Source organism: Paenibacillus sediminis (assembly GCF_017873765.1).
Lineage (GTDB): Bacteria > Bacillota > Bacilli > Paenibacillales > Paenibacillaceae > Paenibacillus_AG > Paenibacillus_AG sediminis.
In genome coordinates, this window is sequence record NZ_JAGGKP010000006.1 from 1 (window position 1) to 17589 (window position 17589).

Consider the following 17589-nt stretch of genomic DNA (forward strand, 5'->3'; position numbering starts at 1 on the left):
AGGTGCAAGCACCTCATCAGCTCCGCTCGACTTGCATGTATTAGGCACGCCGCCAGCGTTCGTCCTGAGCCAGGATCAAACTCTCCATTAAATTGAAGAGCGATTAGCTCATTTTGAATCAAACTGACGAGAACATGTCGTTCTCTATTTTTGAATTTCACCGAAGTGAAATTCACTCACTCGTTGTTCAGTTTTCAAAGATCAAACTCACTTTTTCGGCTTATCCGCTTTTCAGCGGCGACTTTCATAATATATCACGTTCTTAACTTTTTAGTCAAGAACTTTTTTAAACACCAATCAAGTCATAAATACAACCAACTTCATTGTTGTTCTTTGGCTGTGTACTTCGTATCAGCCGGAACTAGAATATATCATGCCATTCACATTCATGGCAAGATGTAAAAATATCCAATGATATAATGAGTCGTATCTCGTCTATCAGTAATTTTCCCTTCTATATAATGCGAGATAATGCGAATAATTCAATCCACACAATAAAGCCGCCAAAGTATACTTCAGCAGCTTCCTCATGAATGCACAATTTGTCCTTACTTCCCTGCCATCTCCTTCAACTGCAAATAAACCGAGGCCATATCAAGATCTCCTTTGTTATTCGCTTTAGCCGCTAGGAAGGTATTGAGAACTGTAGCGACTGTCGGCAGAGGGGTATTCGCCTGTGTTGCCGCATCAACAGTCAGCTTCAGATCCTTGGTCATCAGTTTCAATGCAAAAGCAGCCGGGAACTCTTCCTGAAGCAGCATTTGTTTCTTCGCCTGCAACAAAGGAGAATTTAAAGCCGATTCCGACATCATGAAGAGCACCTGTTCTGTGTTCAGTCCTAGCTGCGATGCCAACATAAGAGATTCCGATATGCCATGCATCGTAATACCGAGTAAAGAATTAATAACAAGCTTAGCAGAGCTTCCGCTTCCGTTGTCCCCGAAATGAATCGAAGTTTTACCTAATACATCAAAAATCGGACGACACTTTTCATAGACTTCCGCATCACCGCCAACCAGAACAATGAGTGTACCGTCTTGAGCTGGCTTTACCGAGCCGGATACTGGCGCGTCTAGAAATAGACCGCCATGATCATTTACCAATTGAGAGAATTTCTTCGAATCGTTAGGTCCGGTCGTACTCATATCTACAATAATCTTACCTTGCAGTTGCGCTGATAAAATACCATCTGAACGGGTCAACACACTCTCTACCGCTGCCGAATCAGACACCATAGTAATGATGATATCTGAATGTTCACTGACTTCCTTCGGTGAACTCGCCAAACAAGCACCCGCCTGAAGCAATTCCTCTGCTTTATCTTTGGTACGGTTATATACGTAAACCTGATATCCTGCCCGCAGTAAATTAGCTGCCATTGGTTTTCCCATAGCACCAAGTCCAATCCAACCAATCTTAAGCATGATGATCACTCCCTATTTATAATTATTCATTTATAGAATTATCTGTTAATTACTTCCTCCATTATATCAAATGCCCACTTCATATTACCAATTTTCCTAGTAAGACTGCATTCTTGACAAAAATGTGTCTGTAAATATGTCGAAAATCGTAAATGTAATGCTATACATATGTACTAATGGATGAAGTTGTATATTATGTAAGAAGATTCGTTTGTGCATCTAATAAGTTGAATATATGATATACGATGGTTATATAAAAAGTTCAACTAAGTAAGGCGATATAAAGATCGCCAATCATCAAAGAAAGGGGTACCTTATGAAAAACAAAGGACCGTTATTTGTCGTGTTTTTATTATTTGCTGTCCTTCTATCGGGTTGTAGTCCACTCACTGTATTAGACCCTAAAGGACCTGTTGCGAAAACACAGTCCGACACCATTATGTTCTCTGTATTTGTAATGGCCGGGATTTTGGCAGTGGTGTATATCCTTTATATTTACATGCTGACAAAATACCGAGCTACAAAAGCAAATGAAGATTATGTGCCGCCTCATATCGAAGGAAGTAAATGGTTGGAATTGATATGGACGATCATCCCAGTCATTATTGTCATTGTTCTTTCCGTAGTTTCGGTTCGTTCGACAGCTGCCGTAGAAACGACTCCAAAAGGATACGAAAATGAGAAGCCGCTTGTTATTTATGCTTCTTCTTCCAACTGGAAATGGCACTTCAGTTATCCTGAAGAGGGGATTGAGACGGTCAACTATGTGAATATTCCTACAAACCGTACCGTTGAATTCCGTCTGTACTCTTACGGACCAATTACAAGTTTCTGGATTCCACAATTAGGTGGCCAAAAATACGCCATGAGCGATATGGTTACAAAACTTCGTTTAGTCGCAGAACATGCTGATTCTTACCTCGGCAGAAACTCTAACTTTAACGGTAAGGGCTATGCTCAAATGGAATTTGAAGCACAGGCTATGTCTCCTGCAGACTATCGGAAATGGGTTCATGATGTGAAAACGACTGCACCTGCTTTGACGAAAGAAGAGTTTAACACTCTATTAAATACACCGTTTGTTGGTCGTAAAACTTATTCCTCAACACATCTATCCTTTAGCCCGCCTCCAATGGAAGGTAAGGATATGAGTAATATGAATATGGACCACAAAACGGACGAAAAAGATTCATCTTCTTCAACAAAAACAGATGGTATGAATATGAATCACATGGACGGTATGAACATGGATTCTATGAATATGGATCACACGCAACACAGTAACAACTAAGAAGGGAGTCAATCCTCTATGAAATGGGATGAATTTTTCGTAACGGGCGAACCGATGATTTATGCAGCCGATATCTGTATTGTCCTCGCTTCGCTCGCTATAATCATCGGTTTAACTTATTTCAAGAAGTGGGGCTATTTATGGCGCGAATGGTTAACAACTGTCGACCATAAAAAAATTGGTGTCATGTACATCATCTCCGCTCTGCTCATGCTGTTCCGCGGAGGCGTCGATGCCCTGCTCATGCGTACTCAATTAGCGATGCCTAATATGACATTGTTAAATGCGCAACACTATAATGAGATCTTTACAACACATGGTGTTATCATGATATTGTTCATGGCGATGCCATTTATTATCGGACTTATGAACGTTGTAGTTCCACTGCAAATTGGTGCCCGCGACGTCGCTTTTCCTAGACTGAATGCTGTAAGCTTCTGGTTGTTCTTTGCCGGAGCTATGCTTTTCAATATTTCGTTTGTTATTGGCGGTTCTCCGGATGCCGGTTGGTCCGCATACTTCCCGCTGGCGAGCAAAGAGTTCAGCCCGTCAGTAGGTAATAACTATTATTCACTCGCTCTGCAAATTTCTGGTATCGGTACTTTGATGACAGGGGTTAACTTTGTTGTTACGATCTTGAAAATGAGAGCACCAGGCATGACATTAATGAAAATGCCAATGTTCACTTGGTCTATTCTGATTACAAGTGTCATCATCATGTTTGCTTTCCCGGTGCTAACTATTGCACTGCTGCTCATGATGTTTGATCGTCTCTTCGGCACACAATTCTTCACCATGACAAATGGTGGTATGGACATGCTGTGGGCCAACCTGTTCTGGGTATGGGGACACCCAGAGGTGTATATTGTAATTCTCCCTGCGTTCGGTATTTATAGTGAAATTATATCCACTTTCGCTAAGAAAAATTTGTACGGTTATAAATCAATGGTCGTAAGTATGGTAGCTATTTCGCTGCTTTCATTCTTAGTTTGGGCCCATCACTTCTACACAATGGGTATGGGCGTAGTCGGAAACGGATTCTTCTCCATTGCAACAATGGCGATCTCAGTTCCAACTGGGGTTAAATTATTTAACTGGTTATTCACGTTATATAAAGGTCGAATTGAATTTACGACGCCTATGCTTTACGCGCTCGCATTTATCCCAAGTTTCACCATCGGTGGGGTTACTGGGGTTATGCTTGCAATCGCAAGTGCCGACTATCAATATCACAACACGATGTTCCTAGTGGCGCATTTCCACTATGTATTGATTCCAGGTACAGTATTTGCGGTTATTGCAGGTATGCATTTCTGGTTCCCGAAAATTTTCGGATTCCGTCTTAATGAACGTATTGGTAAAATTGCATTCTGGTTCATTGCTATATCGTTCCAAGTTGCGTTCATGCCGCTGTTCTTCTTGGGACTTAACGGTATGACGCGCCGTATGTACACTTATTCACCGGAAACCGGCTTTGGTCCGCTGAATATGATTGCTACGATCGGTGCATTCGGCTTGGCAATCGGATTTATTTTCTTAGTGTATAACATTTACTACAGCTTCCGTTACAGTCCACGTGACACAACAGGAGATCCTTGGGATGGACGTTCCTTGGAATGGGCAACACACAGTCCGGTTCCAGAATACAACTTTGCGATCATTCCGACTGTAGACAAACTAGATGCATTCTGGTTTGCTAAACAAGATAAAAAATCATTGTTTGAAGGTAAAAAAATCGAAGAAATTCATATGCCAAACAACACCGGCGGTCCGTTTGTTCTAGGCGTGGTATTCTTCTTCTTAGGCTTCTTCCTTGTGTTTAGTTGGTGGATTCCAGCTATCATTTCGGGAGTTGTTGTTCTCATTCTTCTTGCAATGCGTTCCTTTGAACGTGACCATGGACACCATATCCATGTCGAGGAGATTGTAGAAACTGAACAAAAACTGCGGGGTGATAACGCGTGAAACACGATACATCTCTAGCGCTCGAATATCGTACAGAGGAAAATGAGAACCGTATCTTAGGGTTCTGGTTGTTTCTAGGAGCGGAGATCGTTCTCTTCTCTACTCTGTTTACTGTCTTTTTCACTTTAAGTCATCGCTATGGCAACGGTCCAACACCTCATGAACTTTTTGAGCTAAAAGGCGTGCTATGGGAAACATTCCTACTCTTAACAAGTAGTTTTACGTGCGGTCTTGCGATCCACAGTATGCGTCTTGGTCTTAAGAAACCGATGATGACTTTCTTCATCATCACCATGCTTTTCGGTCTTGGCTTCTTGGGAGTAGAAGTTACCGAGTTTATTACGTATGTTCATGATGGTGCTACAATCCAAACAAGTGCGTTCTTGTCCAGCTTGTTTACTCTGCTTGGTACTCACGGAGCGCACGTTACCTTCGGTCTTCTGTGGGGGACTGCCATTATGATTCAAGTAAAGAAATATGGGATTGATGAAGCAACTGCTAACAAATCCTTTATCTTCTCTTTGTACTGGCACTTTCTCGATGTTGTTTGGATCTTTATCTTCAGCTTTGTCTACTTGAAAGGATTGATGTGACATGAAACAATTGTTCCCTGTTAAGCATGTGATGGGATATATTTTCTCCCTCATCCTTTCACTTGTTGCTCTAGCTGTTGTTTTCTTTGATATGTCGTTTGCCGCTGGCATGACCATTTTGCTGGTTGCTGCAGCTATTCAAGCATCACTGCAATTATTCTTGTTCATGCACATCGACGAGACTTCATCGAAGAAGACTTTGTATCTCAACATTGTATATGCCTTATTTGTAGGTCTAGTAACGATCTTTGGTTCATTGCTTGCAATGATCTGGGGTATTGTATAAGAGATTCAATATTGCAATACAAAAGCCTTACTTCGGGTTTTAGCCGAAGTAAGGCTTTTTTTGTGAATAAACATAAGATTGTAACTCGATCTAAACCCTTTCCTTCACTACCTCTTTCAACACATTCATCGCATTAATAGCTGTTGGAAATCCCGCATAAGGGACCGTCTGAATGATTGTCTCTTCCACTTCCTTCGCAGATAAACCAACGTTAAGCGCCGCGCCTATATGTACTTTGAGCTGCGTTTCGCGGCCTAGAACTGTCAACATGGCAACTGTAGCAATTTCTCGTTCTCGCAGACTAAGACCTTCGCGGTTGTAGATATCGCCAAAGGCGAATTCTATAATGTATCTGCCGAGGTCACCTAGCGGGGCTACAACCTCTTCCCCGGCCTTTCCATCTACTTCAGCAAGTTTGGCAAGCCCTCGCTCATAGCGAGTTTGATCATTTAGTTGCAAGCTCATCTTCTTCCAGCTCCTTATAATGAACAATTTTATGTTCAATGGATTCTAAATTACTCTGAAGTTCAAGAAGTCTCATCCTAACTTCCGCTTGATGTTCTTCTAGTATGACTCTCCTTTCATGAATGGTTGCAGAACCTTTCCGCCTTAAATCAGCAAACTGTTGCATCTTCCGAATGGTCATTCCCGTTGCTCGAAGGCGATTTAAAAACTCAATCCATGCCCTATCTGCATCCGAATATTTACGGTAACCACTGTTTGTTCGGGCCACATGATCAAGCAGTCCAATTCTTTCGTAATATCGTAACGTGTGAACACTTAAGCCCGTCAGTTTAGCAATCTCTTGAATGGTCAATTCTTTTTCCATGTACATAGTGTATACCTTTGAGCGCGCTCAAAGGCAAGCCTTTCGATGATATGTTCAAGCCAAATACCTATTTCACATCATTAGATACTTCTATTAAATTCAAATCAGGGTCACGGAAATATACGGATGTAATTTGCCCGAGGGCACCAGTTCGCAGAACAGGGCCTTCCACAATATCAACTCCGTTTATTTGCAAGTGACGAATCACCTCATGAATAGGTGTACTCGTAATAAAACATAAGTCCGCTGAACCAGGCGTAGGTTTATTCGCTTTCGGCTCAAATTCGCGGCCATGCTGATGGAGATTGATCTTTTGATTGCCAAATTTCAGCGCCACTCTGTCTCCTGAGAATTGAATAATGTCCATTCCAAGAACCTTTGAATAAAATGCAGAAGTTGCTTCAACATCACGAACCGTCAATACGAGATGATCCAAATGATCCACTTTCATCATGACTCACTCCTCTTACGCATTAGCATAAACCATTGGAATTCCACTACTTGTTACTGAATCATTCTGAGCTTCAAGAATCGCCACAAGCGCGTAATACGCGCCTTCTTTAATATGATTTGATCGCGCGTGATTTCTTAACTCCATCAGAAGGGACTTATCCTCGGTGACTTGTTGCAGTCTCTTTTTCAGATCTGATGCATTGGAAGCTTCTAACGCCACGCCTAAATTGACTAAATACGCCGAATTCGCTTGCTCTTGTCCAGGCAGTGGTCTGTACAGGATCATTGGCAGCTCAAGTGCTAACGCTTCGGAAACGGTCAAGCCTCCTGCCTTGGTCACGATAAGATCCGATAAAGCCATCAGCTCATGCACATGATTGACAAACCCTGTAACCAACACTCGTTCCCTAATATCATCATCGACGTCACAGAGCTCCTGTACAAGCGATTGCCGCAGTCTCTCATTACGTCCACATACGATAATGAATTGGACAGAAGTCAACAGTTCATTAGCTACGATGAATGACAAGAATTGCTTGCCAATCAGCCCGTCTCCTCCCCCCATAACAAGCACAATAGGTCTCTCGCGATCAAGACCATATTTGTCACGCAGCATGATACGATCATATGAATAAGTAAAAGACAGCTTGATCGGGATGCCTGTCACAACAATACGCTCATCGGGAACATGATGCTTCAGCAGTGCCTGCTTTACGTGTTCTGCGCCGACAATATAGCGGTCAGTAAATGGATGCACCCAGTAGCTGTGATCGGTATAGTCCGTAATCACCGTTACCGTAGGAATATCCGTCATTAGGTTCGATTTTAGAAAAGACATCGCCGCAGCTGCTCCGGGAAACGTACTTACCACCACGGTCGGTTTAATCTCCTGAAGGAGCCTCAGCATTTTATCTGTGCTGAATGATTTAATACTTTTAAATAAACTAGATAGTTTATTGTCATCGCGAGTTTTGCGATATAAATACCCGTATAGAGATGGCAAACCCTTCACCCACTGTAAGTAACAAAACTTGCCGAATGTATGTAAATAAGGATGTGTCCATTCTAAAAAATCAACGATCTCTACCTCGGCCCCTGGGCGATAAAACCGAGCTGCTTCTAGAATGGCTTGTGCTGCTTGGTTGTGCCCATCACCAAGAGTGCCACTAAGAATCAAAATTTTCTCTTTGTTATTATTCAATGTTAAGACACCTCTTTTTCGATCCTTCCTTGTTAAACGAATAAATTTGAAAATAGTTACATTTTTTTCTAAAAAGAACTTTATTAATCCACTTTATTATTTATTACTCCAATCTTCAGAAATACGAATACTAAGGATGAACAGAGGAAAAATTACAAAGACTGGTCGAAATGGATCTTGCTCCAGAACCGGCTGTTTTTCCATAACATTGAAATACATAACCTACTGGTGTATACTCTTTAACTGGAATTATTATAGTCACAGTTTCACAAAATGCACTTATAGGAGGCTCATAACATATGGCTGAGGGCAATTCCGCAAATAAGCGAAAACAAATACATGATATTCCTGTTTCCATATTAGATCTCGCTCCAATCGTTAAGGGAGGCACAGCTGCAGATTCTCTGCACAATACACTTGATCTTGCACAGCATGCTGAAAATTGGGGGTACAACCGGTTCTGGCTAGCCGAACATCACAATATGCCCGGAATCGCCAGCTCCGCGACATCAGTCGTTATCGGATATGTGGCAGGTGGAACGAAAAAAATTCGCGTAGGTTCTGGCGGAATTATGCTGCCTAACCATGCTCCCCTAGTGATTGCTGAGCAGTTCGGAACGCTTGAATCTCTCTACCCAGGACGTATTGATCTAGGTCTAGGAAGAGCGCCTGGTTCCGACCAGTTCACATCCTACGCACTGCGCCGCGGACTCGGAAGCGACGGTCATAATTTCCCTGAGCAATTAAATGAGCTTCGCGCTTACTTTAATCCAGAACTGGACTCCCGTCCGATGAGAGTTCGTGCTATTCCAGGTGAAGGTCTGAACATTCCGATCTGGCTGCTCGGTTCAAGCGGCTTCAGCGCTCAGTTAGCAGGTCAACTCGGACTTCCATTCGCCTTTGCAAGTCACTTCGCTCCGGATTATTTGTTGCCCGCGCTCGAAATATACCGTACGAATTTCCGTCCTTCTGAAGTACTGGATAAACCTTACGTGATGGTAGGGGTAAACGCCATTGCGGCCGATACGGAAGAGGAAGCTCGCAGACTTGCGACTTCACAGGAACAACAATTCCTTAATCTGATTCGCGGTCGTACAGGTCAGCTAAATCCTCCAGTAAGCAGTATGGACGCGATATGGAATGAACATGAGAAGGCTGTTGTTCGCAAACAGCTGAGTTACTCCGCTATCGGAAATAAAGATGCAGTTCGGGATCAGCTGCAGCACTTTATTGATATAACAGGTGCTGACGAATTGATTGTAGCTGGAACGATCTATGATCACGAGGCTCGTCTGCGGTCCTATGAAATTGTAGCTGAGGTCTTTAAAGGAAACTAATCATTTGAGGATATTTTAAAAAACGACGCTGGATTTGCAGCGCCGTTTTTTGTTTATTCCCTCAGCCCCCCAAGTATGACATTTCGGCCTTCTCGATTTTAAGATCAGAAGATTGATTCAACCTTACCTCTGAATAACGGTCTCCTCTCTTCTTCCATGTTCCCCGAATAAGCTGCTCCAAATCATCATCGCTTGCTCCATTTCTTAGCGGTGTGCGCAAGTCGACGCCTTTGGAAGCGAATAGGCATGTATACAACCGCCCTTCCGCGGACAATCTGGCTCTCGTACATGTTGCACAAAAAGGCTGTGTCACAGACGAAATGAAGCCAATCTCTACATTAGTTCCAACATAGCGATAGCGGCTTGCCACTTCTCCGTAATAGCCCTCCTCGACCGGCTCCAGAGGCATCTCCGCGTGAATCATATCGACAATAGTGCGGCTAGGCACCACTTCATCCAGCTTCCAGCCGTTCGTATTGCCTACATCCATAAATTCGATGAACCGAAGCGCATGACCTTTTTCCTTGAAATAGCGTGCCATTGGTAAAATGTCCTCGTCGTTCGTTCCCTTTTTGACGACCATGTTAATTTTGACGGGCAGACCTGCCTGAGCCGCCACTTCGATGTTATCCAGCACCTTCTTAACCGAATAACCAACGCCGTTCATCAAGCCGAAGCGCGTATCATCCAAGCTATCTAAGCTCACGGTAACTCTGCGGACACCCGCTTCCTTTAATGCATGAGCCTGCTTGGCAAGTAGTGAACCGTTCGTCGTTAGAGCAATATCCTGAACCCCATTCACGCTATCAATCATGCGGATTAGCTTTGGCAATTCACCACGAAGCAGAGGTTCACCGCCGGTAATCCGAATTTTCTCTACACCCAATTTTGTAAAAATACCCGTGAGGCGAGTGATTTCTTCAAAAGTAAGCAGTTTCTCTTTCTCTAAAAAAGCATACCCCGCTCCGAAAATTTCAGCAGGCATACAATATGTACAACGGAAATTACACCGATCCGTAACCGATATTCGCAGATCGCGAAGTGGTCTATCCAGCATATCCTTCACTCTATCACGAGGTTGCCCCATTCCCCACACTCCTTTATGAACAACTTAACGCCAGCTTGACGATCTCTCTTATATTCATTATAAGTGGTTAGTCAATTATGAATATGTTTCAAATATCATCTCTACTCAACATTTCGTATTGTTCGGGAGTATCGACATCTATTGCAAAACGCGGATTTAGCTTGTGACCGATAAAATCAGCTTCATCGATTTGAATGTACCTAATATGATCAAGAAGGCTTCTCAACCGAAACTGTCCCTCACGAAGCAGCTTAGACACCAGTTCCGCGCAGCTTTGATGATATAGTCCGTGCAACATTTGCAAATGTCCATCCACAAAAGGGATAACCGCATCTATCTGCTCTCTGATCAGCTCTCTCTCCCACCGCTCCATCATAAATCTAGCTGCGGAAGCAGATATGAAAGGCTCATCACAGCCTACGACCCAGATCCGTTCGTTACGTGCTGCGGCAAATGCCGCCTCCATTCCGCTAAGAGGTCCTCTGTCAGGAACATAATCGCTGACAACACGAACGAACGGACTCACATATTCCTTATACCAGTCCGCCCTATTCGTAACGAGTACAATTTCGGAGCACACCTTCTCCATCTCTTTCCATTGCCGGGTTAAAAAAGACTCTCCTTCTATACGAAGCAAAGCTTTATTGAAGCCGCCCATTCGTGAGTTCTGTCCGCCTGCCAATATAGCGCCTGTCAGCATTTCACTCCTCCTAATAATAGAACGGAGATTGGCTCGCCCGCTTTTAGACCCTGCCCGCCGGGAGGGATAACGATAAGGCAATTTGCATCTTTAATCGATGTAACAACAGCTGATTGATCCGCCCCGACCTGCCTGGCAAATAGCTTGCCGCCTTCTGTATAGCACACGCCTCTTACATACCGGGTGTATGCATTCACCTTATTAAAATCGTTAGCAAGATACGCTGTACATTCCGGTAAAAATAGTTTTCGCTCACCCTGCATCCCTAACAGAACAGGCCTAACTAACAGCTCGAAAGCGACGAAGCAGGCCCCCGGATTACCTGAAAGTCCTAAGATAAGTTTCTCATCTTTCAATGCTGCCGAAGTGACACTGCCTGGGCGCATGGCGAGCTTATTAAACAGTACAGACTGTTTCCATTCTGAGAAAATATGAGATACGATATCATAATCGCCAACCGACACTCCGCCCGTTGTAATCACGATATCTGCCTGTTGGAATGCCTCGTCAATGAGCTTCGACACTTCTTCTATATCATCAGAAGCTGTTCCCAGTGCTATTGGTTCACCGCCATACTGCTTCACTTGAGCAGCAAGCATACTTAAATTGCTGTTTCGTATTTTACCGGGCACGAGCGGTTCAGCAATTTCTAGAAGCTCTGAGCCTGTTGCGATGATCGCTGCCTTCGGTCTGCGATATACCGGAACTCGGTCATAGCCAAAGGAAGCGAGCAAGGCGATTTCTCCAGCCGAAATTTTCTGGCCAGATTTCAGGACTAATTCTCCTTCTCGAAGTTCAGAACCGATGTCTGAAATATTCGTTCCTGCTGGTATAGACTTCGTAATTCGGATATATGGCTCGCCATGCTCTACCAACTCCTGAGTCATTTCAAGCATAATGACCGCGTTAGCACCTTCAGGCACCATCGCCCCCGTCATCGTTCTAGAGGCTTGCCCTCTACTAATCGCACAACTCGGCAAACTGCCGCTCGGAATCGTATCTACCACTTTTAAAATGACCGGATTGTCCAGAGTCGCAAACCTAATATCTTCAGCTCGAATGGAGAAACCGTCCATCCCTGAACGTCTAAAATGTGGAAGTGGATGATCAGCGCTTACGGTAACAGCAAGATATCTGCCGAAAGCATCCTCAAGCACAACTTCTTCACTAGGCAGCGGCGAGATATACTTTGTGATTCTTTGCAGTGCATCCTTCACTTGAATGGTATGCCGATCGATATTATTGTTACGGGAACTGATGATTTTATTGTTCATCACTTCTCCTCCGGACCATGATTTGTAGTTATGTATATTCACGCTTCTTATATTTAATCAAGACTCCCAATTTTCATTGATGATCCAGTGAAACATTTTATCCGTCTCATCAATATGGAATTGCGGCAAGGAATAAGGCATTTCACTTATCTCTCCCCAGCTGACGACCGCGCGAACTTTCTCGCTTTGCTCAACGAGTGCTGCTTGATCCGCACACTTAACAATGACGATCTTCGGGTAGCTTTCTTTCTTAAACCCTTCTACCAGTATGTAATCCATATGTTCCATTCTGCTAATGAGTTCGGCTAACGGAACTTGTGTCTCTTCTAAGTAGGCACTTTGCGTCTTCGAAGTAATGGCAACAGCTTGCGCTCCCGCTTCACGAAAGTTCCAAGTATCTTTACCGGGGTGATCCATTTCAAAATGATGAGCATCATGCTTAATCGCTCCTACTTTGTACCCCGAATGATTGAGCATGTTTACGAGCCGGCATACCAAGGTGGTTTTGCCCGTATTCTTATATCCGACAAATTGAATGACTTTCATTAGCGCCACCTCATCATTTTTTAGTAAGAATAAAATTCCTTTTTCCCGCAATATAATATATCCGTTAAGTCATAGAGCGAAGGAGTGCAGGTCTATGATTCCACGAGTAACGACAAGGTGGCATATCCGCAAATTTGACGGCAATATAGCTATTGAAAAAGATGATGAAATTGCAACAGAGTTCGCGCTGACGTTTCGTCTCGATGGTGAGGAATTTGCAACGATTGTATGTTCTCCTTCCGACCTTCACGAGATGGCTATTGGTTTCTTGGCCTCCGAAGGGGTTATCCGAACCATCGACGATATTAAATCGATCGACATGAATGAAGATCGCGGTTTCGTCTATGTAGAGCTGCATTATAAGCAGTCCACGAGCAAAGAGTATTATTCCAAACGGTTTATCGGTTCTTGCTGCGGCAAAAGCAGACAGTTTTATTTTCAAAATGACGTCCGCACAGCCAGAACCTCAACCACTCGTACCCGAGTTTCAGTAGAACAATGCCTTAAGCTTATGCGTTTGTTACAGCAGAGCTCGGCCGATTTTCGAAGTACAGGCGGGGTTCATAATGCAGCGATTTGTACAACGTCTGAATTGCTTGCGGTACGTTCGGATATTGGAAGACACAATGCGCTCGACAAAGTGTTCGGATACTGCCTGCAGAATCGGATACATACGGGAGATAAAATGATCGCTTTCAGCGGCCGGATGTCCTCCGAAGTCGTCTTGAAAGCATCGAAAATCGGTGTCGGCATACTGCTGTCCAAATCCGCGCCAACCGATTTAGCACTGCAACTGGCGCAAGATCTCGGCATTACGTGCGTCGGATTTATCCGAGGCAATGAGCTCAACGCGTATACGCATATGGATCGTATTATATGGGATTCAATTGATGATTAGACTGCTAGACTTGGTCATATTCATCTGTTGAATCCTTTTTTCATGTGGATCGTGATGAAACACCCTTAGCCCGGCACGTTGTACCGGACTAAGGATGCGCAATATTTGTGCAATCGACTAAGTGTGTTGCCCTTGTTCCTTCTTATTGAATTCCTCGCCCATGCCCCGAAGAAAATGGAGCATCGTTGACATCGCAGAGGTTACGTACGGGTCGCGTACTGAACTGAGCAGGCTCCATACACTTCTAGTCGCTTTCCCTTCTGTCTTCATGGACTGTTCAAGGCCGTTATCCAGACCGTTGATTAATTTTTGCGTGGCGGCAGGATCGAGGCGACCCAAAAACTGTGACACGATGATCATATTTTTGAGCATGGTCGGAATGTTCGCCACTTTCATAAACTCAAAACCGACGAAGCCTAGACTGTTCCGATTTTTCAAAATCCCTTGAACAATATCTAGCGCTCCAGCTTCCTGCAGTTCCTTAAGAATGTCAAGGAATTGCACAATCGCCTTGCGATTATCGCTGACAGCTTTCAAAATTTGTTCAAGCGACTCAGCCTGAAGCTCTTCCTCAGTAGGGATTCTTCTTTCAATTGTATTAATGGACTTTGCCACGTTGTTCACTCTCCTTCCGGACGGTATCAACGACAGGCTCAAAGTCAGGACGTTTCCACTTATCTTCCACTTTCACGCCTAATTGAGACTGACGGTTGCCGAACCGATGGTTTACTCTCGGCAGTGGAGATTCTCCATCCTCCTCAAGAACCTCCATACGTACTTTCATTTCTTTATAGTTCGGCGTGTGTGTCACTAGGTCGTAATAGCTGCTGGTCAGACGGTTAACCGCCTCATCGACATTTTGTGTATGCATCGGCAAGTACAACTCATTGCCTTTGACATTCTCGGTAACAAGTACCCGAATTTTGACAGCCCCATACGGAGAGGTCAGTCTTACAAGACCGCCATTTTTAAGCCCTCTTTCTGCAGCCAGCTCTGGCGAAACTTCCACCCAAGCACCAGGCACCTTATGCGTGATTCCTTCCGATTTATACGTCATATTGCCTTCGTGGAAATGCTCCAATATACGGCCATTGTTCAGATGGAGGTCGTACGATGTATCGTCTGGTTTAAACGGCTCTGTCCATGCTACAGGGTAAAGTCTTGCTTTGCCATCTGGGAAGGCAAATCGGTCTTCATACAGAATTAATGTGCCTTTGCCATCTGGTCCGACAGGCCACACTTGGCTGTTCCAACCTTCAAGACGTTCATAGCTAACACCAGCGAACAATGGTGCAAGGCTTGCTGCCTCGGCCATAAGTTCACTTGGATGGGTGTAATTCCAGTTCGCCCCCATACGGTTAGCAACCTCTTGAATGATCATCCAATCTGGTTTGGATTCACCGAGCGGTTCGAACACTTTATGGAATCGTTGAATCCGTTTTTCCGTATTGGTGAACGTTCCATCCTTCTCAAGGCTTGGAGCAGCCGGCAGAATGACATCGGCAAACTGTGCTGTTCTGCTGAAGAACACATCCTGTACCACAAAAAATTCAAGCTTGCCAAACATCTCTTCGACAAAGTTGGAATTGGAGTCCACAAAAGCCATTTCTTCACCAAACAAGTACATCGCTTTGAGCTTGCCTTCTTGGATCCCATCCACCATTTGGTGGTTATCATAGCCCGGTTCAGCTGGGAGCGAGACATTCCAAGCTTTCTCATAGCGAGCGCGCACGTCAGGATCGGTTACTTTCTCATAACCTGGGAAATAACTTGGCATCGTTCCGAAATCGCAAGCGCCTTGTACATTGTTATGTCCGCGCAGCGGATAAGCACCTGTGCCAGGACGCCCGAAATTGCCGGTTACAAGCAGCAGGTTGCAAATGGCCGTGCTTGTATCCGTGCCGCCTAAGTGCTGAGTAACCCCCATCGCCCACAGTACGCAAGTGGAACTTGCTTCATGGATCATATTCGCTGTCTTGATCAGCTCTTCCTTCGTCAGCCCAGTGACCTCTGATGCGTATTCAAGTGTATACATGTCTAGCGACTTCACATATTCATCGTAGCCGTTCACGCGGTTATTAATAAATTCGCGGTCTACCCAGCCCTGATCAATAATATATTTCGTTACTGCCGACAACCAAATAAGGTCTGTCCCTGGTTTTGGATGGAGGTGAAGGTCGGAGCGCTCTGCCATTTCGTTTCTGCGCAAATCTGCAACGATCAGCTTCTGCCCGTGCAGCTTATGGGCACGTTTCACCCTAGTAGCCAGCACTGGGTGCGACTCAGCAGGGTTAGCACCTATGATGATAATCAGATCAGATTTCGCAATATCGACGATTGTTCCTGAATCTCCTCCAAGTCCGACCGTTCTCATCAGCCCTGCTGTCGCAGGTGATTGGCAATAGCGAGAGCAGTTATCTACATTGTTCGATCCCATAACGGCACGAGCGAACTTCTGGAATATAAAGTTCTCTTCATTGCTGCATTTTGAAGAAGCGATATATCCAATGGAGTTAGGTCCGTATTGTTCCTTAATAGAGCCGAGCTTGCTTGCAATTAAGTCAAGCGCTTCGTCCCATGAGGACTCGACGAACTTGTCGCCTTTGCGGATGAGCGGCCTTGTCAGCCGCTCTTCGCTGTTCACATAATCCCAGCCGAACTTACCCTTAATGCAAGTGGATACGCCATTTACCGGCGCTTCTACAACCGGTTCAATTTTAAGAATGTGCCGGTCTTTGGTCCACACTTCGAAGCTGCAGCCCACACCGCAATACGTACAAACCGTCTTCGTCCGTTTAATTCTGGACTTCCGCATCGCGGCTTCCATTTCGGACACCATGAAGATTTCGCGGTAACCCGGCTCAATTTCTTTCGTCAGATCAATCATTGGTTCCAATATATTCGAAGCGATACCCGTTAAGTAACCCGCTTCTCCAAGCATCGACTTCTCCATAAGCGCGTTGCATGGACATACCGTTACGCAGTGACCGCACGATACACAGGAAGATTGGTCAATTGGAACGTCATCGTCCCAGATTACCCGCGGAGTCTCAAGGCTCCAATCAATGGTGAGCGTCTCATTCACTTGCAGGTCTTGGCATGCCTCTACACAGCGGCCGCAAAGGATACACTGGTTCGGATCATAGCGATAGAACGGATGAGACAGATCGACACTATACGGCTTTTGGCGGAACTCATATTTCTGATGATCCATTTCAAGCAGTTCTGTCGTATTATGTACGATGCAGTTTCCGTTATTGTTATCGCATACCGTGCAATACAGCTCGTGATTTTTCAATATGCGCGACATTGCCTCCATCTGCGCTTCCTTCGCAAGCGGAGATTTCGTATCTACTTGCATCCCAGGCTCAATAGCCGTAGTACAAGCACGTACTAACTCACCGTTCACTTCAACAAGACAAGTATCGCAAGTCTGAATGGCTCCAAGCATCGGATTGTAGCAGATACTGGGTATGAATAGATTATTGTCAGTTGCTACCTGCAGAATCGTCTGCCCCGCTTCACTTTCAAATTCCTTACCGTTTATGGCTATACTCTCCACGTCAACTAACCACCTCTCATAACGGCAATTTTAAGTATCATCCCATAGTATTAACCAATTCCTCCTTGGATTAAGCAGAATAAAGTTGATGGGGAATAAAAAAAATCGAGTTAACGGATATAGTATCCGTTAACTCGATTTTA

General features: G+C 44.5%; 17 protein-coding genes and 1 rRNA gene. 6 read left to right on the top strand and 12 right to left on the bottom strand.

Annotation, left to right across the window (positions count from 1 at the left end):
- Together J2Z20_RS12075 and J2Z20_RS12080 are read right to left on the bottom strand one after the other, a co-directional pair.
- Positions 1-91, bottom strand: a 16S ribosomal RNA gene (locus J2Z20_RS12075); the annotation flags it as partial.
- Positions 92-548: 457 nt separating this feature from the next.
- On the bottom strand, positions 549-1424 hold the full coding sequence (locus J2Z20_RS12080; protein WP_209850368.1) for an NAD(P)-dependent oxidoreductase: 876 nt from the start codon (positions 1422-1424) through the stop codon (positions 549-551).
- 316 nt (positions 1425-1740) lie between these two features.
- Here J2Z20_RS12080 and qoxA point away from each other — a divergent pair, with 316 nt between their 5' ends.
- The 4 genes from qoxA to qoxD are packed head-to-tail and all read left to right on the top strand — an operon-like array spanning position 1741 to position 5559.
- Complete coding sequence (gene qoxA, locus J2Z20_RS12085) at positions 1741-2715, top strand: cytochrome aa3 quinol oxidase subunit II (RefSeq protein WP_209850370.1); 975 nt, start codon at positions 1741-1743, stop codon at positions 2713-2715.
- A gap of 18 nt (positions 2716-2733) precedes the next feature.
- Positions 2734-4680 carry a cytochrome aa3 quinol oxidase subunit I gene (gene qoxB, locus J2Z20_RS12090; RefSeq protein WP_209850373.1) on the top strand — a complete coding sequence of 649 codons (1947 nt, stop codon included), beginning with the start codon at positions 2734-2736 and terminating at the stop codon, positions 4678-4680.
- Entirely contained in the window at positions 4677-5273 is a 597-nt protein-coding gene (qoxC, locus tag J2Z20_RS12095; RefSeq protein WP_209850376.1) for a cytochrome aa3 quinol oxidase subunit III, read from the top strand. Before qoxB ends, qoxC begins: the two co-directional genes overlap by 4 nt.
- A gap of 1 nt (position 5274) precedes the next feature.
- Positions 5275-5559 (top strand): cytochrome aa3 quinol oxidase subunit IV, encoded by a 285-nt coding sequence (gene qoxD, locus J2Z20_RS12100; RefSeq protein WP_209850379.1) that lies wholly within the window; start codon positions 5275-5277, stop codon positions 5557-5559.
- Positions 5560-5649: 90 nt separating this feature from the next.
- On the opposite strand, the gene J2Z20_RS12105 is transcribed toward qoxD, so the two are convergent.
- From J2Z20_RS12105 to J2Z20_RS12120, 4 genes are all read right to left on the bottom strand, one after another.
- Positions 5650-6024 carry a carboxymuconolactone decarboxylase family protein gene (locus tag J2Z20_RS12105; RefSeq protein ID WP_209850382.1) on the bottom strand — a complete coding sequence of 125 codons (375 nt, stop codon included), beginning with the start codon at positions 6022-6024 and terminating at the stop codon, positions 5650-5652.
- Entirely contained in the window at positions 6005-6388 is a 384-nt protein-coding gene (locus J2Z20_RS12110; protein WP_209850385.1) for a MerR family transcriptional regulator, read from the bottom strand. Before J2Z20_RS12110 ends, J2Z20_RS12105 begins: the two co-directional genes overlap by 20 nt.
- Positions 6389-6455: 67 nt before the next feature.
- Positions 6456-6842 (bottom strand): VOC family protein, encoded by a 387-nt coding sequence (locus J2Z20_RS12115; RefSeq protein WP_342454307.1) that lies wholly within the window; start codon positions 6840-6842, stop codon positions 6456-6458.
- A 12-nt stretch (positions 6843-6854) separates the two neighbouring features.
- Positions 6855-8042, bottom strand: coding sequence for an MGDG synthase family glycosyltransferase (locus tag J2Z20_RS12120; protein ID WP_209850388.1), 1188 nt, complete (start codon positions 8040-8042; stop codon positions 6855-6857).
- Between the two features lie 299 nt (positions 8043-8341).
- On the opposite strand from J2Z20_RS12120, the gene J2Z20_RS12125 reads away from it, so the two are divergent.
- Positions 8342-9379: an LLM class flavin-dependent oxidoreductase gene (locus J2Z20_RS12125; protein WP_209850391.1), complete on the top strand. Its 1038-nt coding sequence runs from the start codon at positions 8342-8344 to the stop codon at positions 9377-9379.
- A 61-nt stretch (positions 9380-9440) separates the two neighbouring features.
- Here J2Z20_RS12125 and moaA read toward each other — a convergent pair whose 3' ends face one another.
- From moaA to mobB, 4 genes are all read right to left on the bottom strand, one after another.
- Complete coding sequence (gene moaA / locus J2Z20_RS12130; RefSeq protein ID WP_209850394.1) at positions 9441-10466, bottom strand: GTP 3',8-cyclase MoaA; 1026 nt, start codon at positions 10464-10466, stop codon at positions 9441-9443.
- Between the two features lie 88 nt (positions 10467-10554).
- Positions 10555-11166 carry a molybdenum cofactor guanylyltransferase gene (mobA, locus tag J2Z20_RS12135; RefSeq protein ID WP_209850397.1) on the bottom strand — a complete coding sequence of 204 codons (612 nt, stop codon included), beginning with the start codon at positions 11164-11166 and terminating at the stop codon, positions 10555-10557.
- Positions 11160-12440 (bottom strand): molybdopterin molybdotransferase MoeA, encoded by a 1281-nt coding sequence (locus J2Z20_RS12140; protein WP_209850400.1) that lies wholly within the window; start codon positions 12438-12440, stop codon positions 11160-11162. Before J2Z20_RS12140 ends, mobA begins: the two co-directional genes overlap by 7 nt.
- A 57-nt stretch (positions 12441-12497) precedes the next feature.
- Positions 12498-12986, bottom strand: coding sequence for a molybdopterin-guanine dinucleotide biosynthesis protein B (gene mobB / locus J2Z20_RS12145; protein ID WP_209850402.1), 489 nt, complete (start codon positions 12984-12986; stop codon positions 12498-12500).
- Positions 12987-13080: 94 nt separating this feature from the next.
- Between mobB and fdhD the strand changes: the two genes are divergently transcribed.
- Positions 13081-13884: a formate dehydrogenase accessory sulfurtransferase FdhD gene (fdhD, locus tag J2Z20_RS12150; protein WP_209850405.1), complete on the top strand. Its 804-nt coding sequence runs from the start codon at positions 13081-13083 to the stop codon at positions 13882-13884.
- Between the two features lie 117 nt (positions 13885-14001).
- Here the strand turns inward: fdhD and J2Z20_RS12155 are convergent, their stop codons facing one another.
- A complete protein-coding gene (locus J2Z20_RS12155) occupies positions 14002-14499 on the bottom strand; it encodes a helical membrane plugin domain-containing protein (protein WP_209850408.1) in 498 nt (165 codons plus the stop codon).
- The gene (gene fdhF, locus J2Z20_RS12160; protein WP_209850411.1) at positions 14483-17446 is read right to left on the bottom strand and encodes a formate dehydrogenase subunit alpha; all 2964 of its coding nucleotides are present in this window, start codon (positions 17444-17446) and stop codon (positions 14483-14485) included. Before fdhF ends, J2Z20_RS12155 begins: the two co-directional genes overlap by 17 nt.
- Between the last annotated feature and the right edge of the window lie 143 nt (positions 17447-17589).

What these genes read in the sequence shown, in the direction of transcription:
- J2Z20_RS12080 (WP_209850368.1), bottom strand. Translation starts at nt 1,424, where the DNA reads ATGCTTAAGATTGGTTGGATTGGACTTGGTGCTATGGGAAAACCAATG.
- qoxA (WP_209850370.1), top strand. Translation starts at nt 1,741, where the DNA reads ATGAAAAACAAAGGACCGTTATTTGTCGTGTTTTTATTATTTGCTGTC.
- qoxB (WP_209850373.1), top strand. Translation starts at nt 2,734, where the DNA reads ATGAAATGGGATGAATTTTTCGTAACGGGCGAACCGATGATTTATGCA.
- qoxD (WP_209850379.1), top strand. Translation starts at nt 5,275, where the DNA reads ATGAAACAATTGTTCCCTGTTAAGCATGTGATGGGATATATTTTCTCC.
- J2Z20_RS12105 (WP_209850382.1), bottom strand. Translation starts at nt 6,024, where the DNA reads ATGAGCTTGCAACTAAATGATCAAACTCGCTATGAGCGAGGGCTTGCC.
- J2Z20_RS12110 (WP_209850385.1), bottom strand. Translation starts at nt 6,388, where the DNA reads ATGGAAAAAGAATTGACCATTCAAGAGATTGCTAAACTGACGGGCTTA.
- J2Z20_RS12115 (WP_342454307.1), bottom strand. Translation starts at nt 6,842, where the DNA reads ATGATGAAAGTGGATCATTTGGATCATCTCGTATTGACGGTTCGTGAT.
- J2Z20_RS12125 (WP_209850391.1), top strand. Translation starts at nt 8,342, where the DNA reads ATGGCTGAGGGCAATTCCGCAAATAAGCGAAAACAAATACATGATATT.
- moaA (WP_209850394.1), bottom strand. Translation starts at nt 10,466, where the DNA reads ATGGGGCAACCTCGTGATAGAGTGAAGGATATGCTGGATAGACCACTT.
- mobA (WP_209850397.1), bottom strand. Translation starts at nt 11,166, where the DNA reads ATGCTGACAGGCGCTATATTGGCAGGCGGACAGAACTCACGAATGGGC.
- J2Z20_RS12140 (WP_209850400.1), bottom strand. Translation starts at nt 12,440, where the DNA reads ATGAACAATAAAATCATCAGTTCCCGTAACAATAATATCGATCGGCAT.
- mobB (WP_209850402.1), bottom strand. Translation starts at nt 12,986, where the DNA reads ATGAAAGTCATTCAATTTGTCGGATATAAGAATACGGGCAAAACCACC.
- fdhD (WP_209850405.1), top strand. Translation starts at nt 13,081, where the DNA reads ATGATTCCACGAGTAACGACAAGGTGGCATATCCGCAAATTTGACGGC.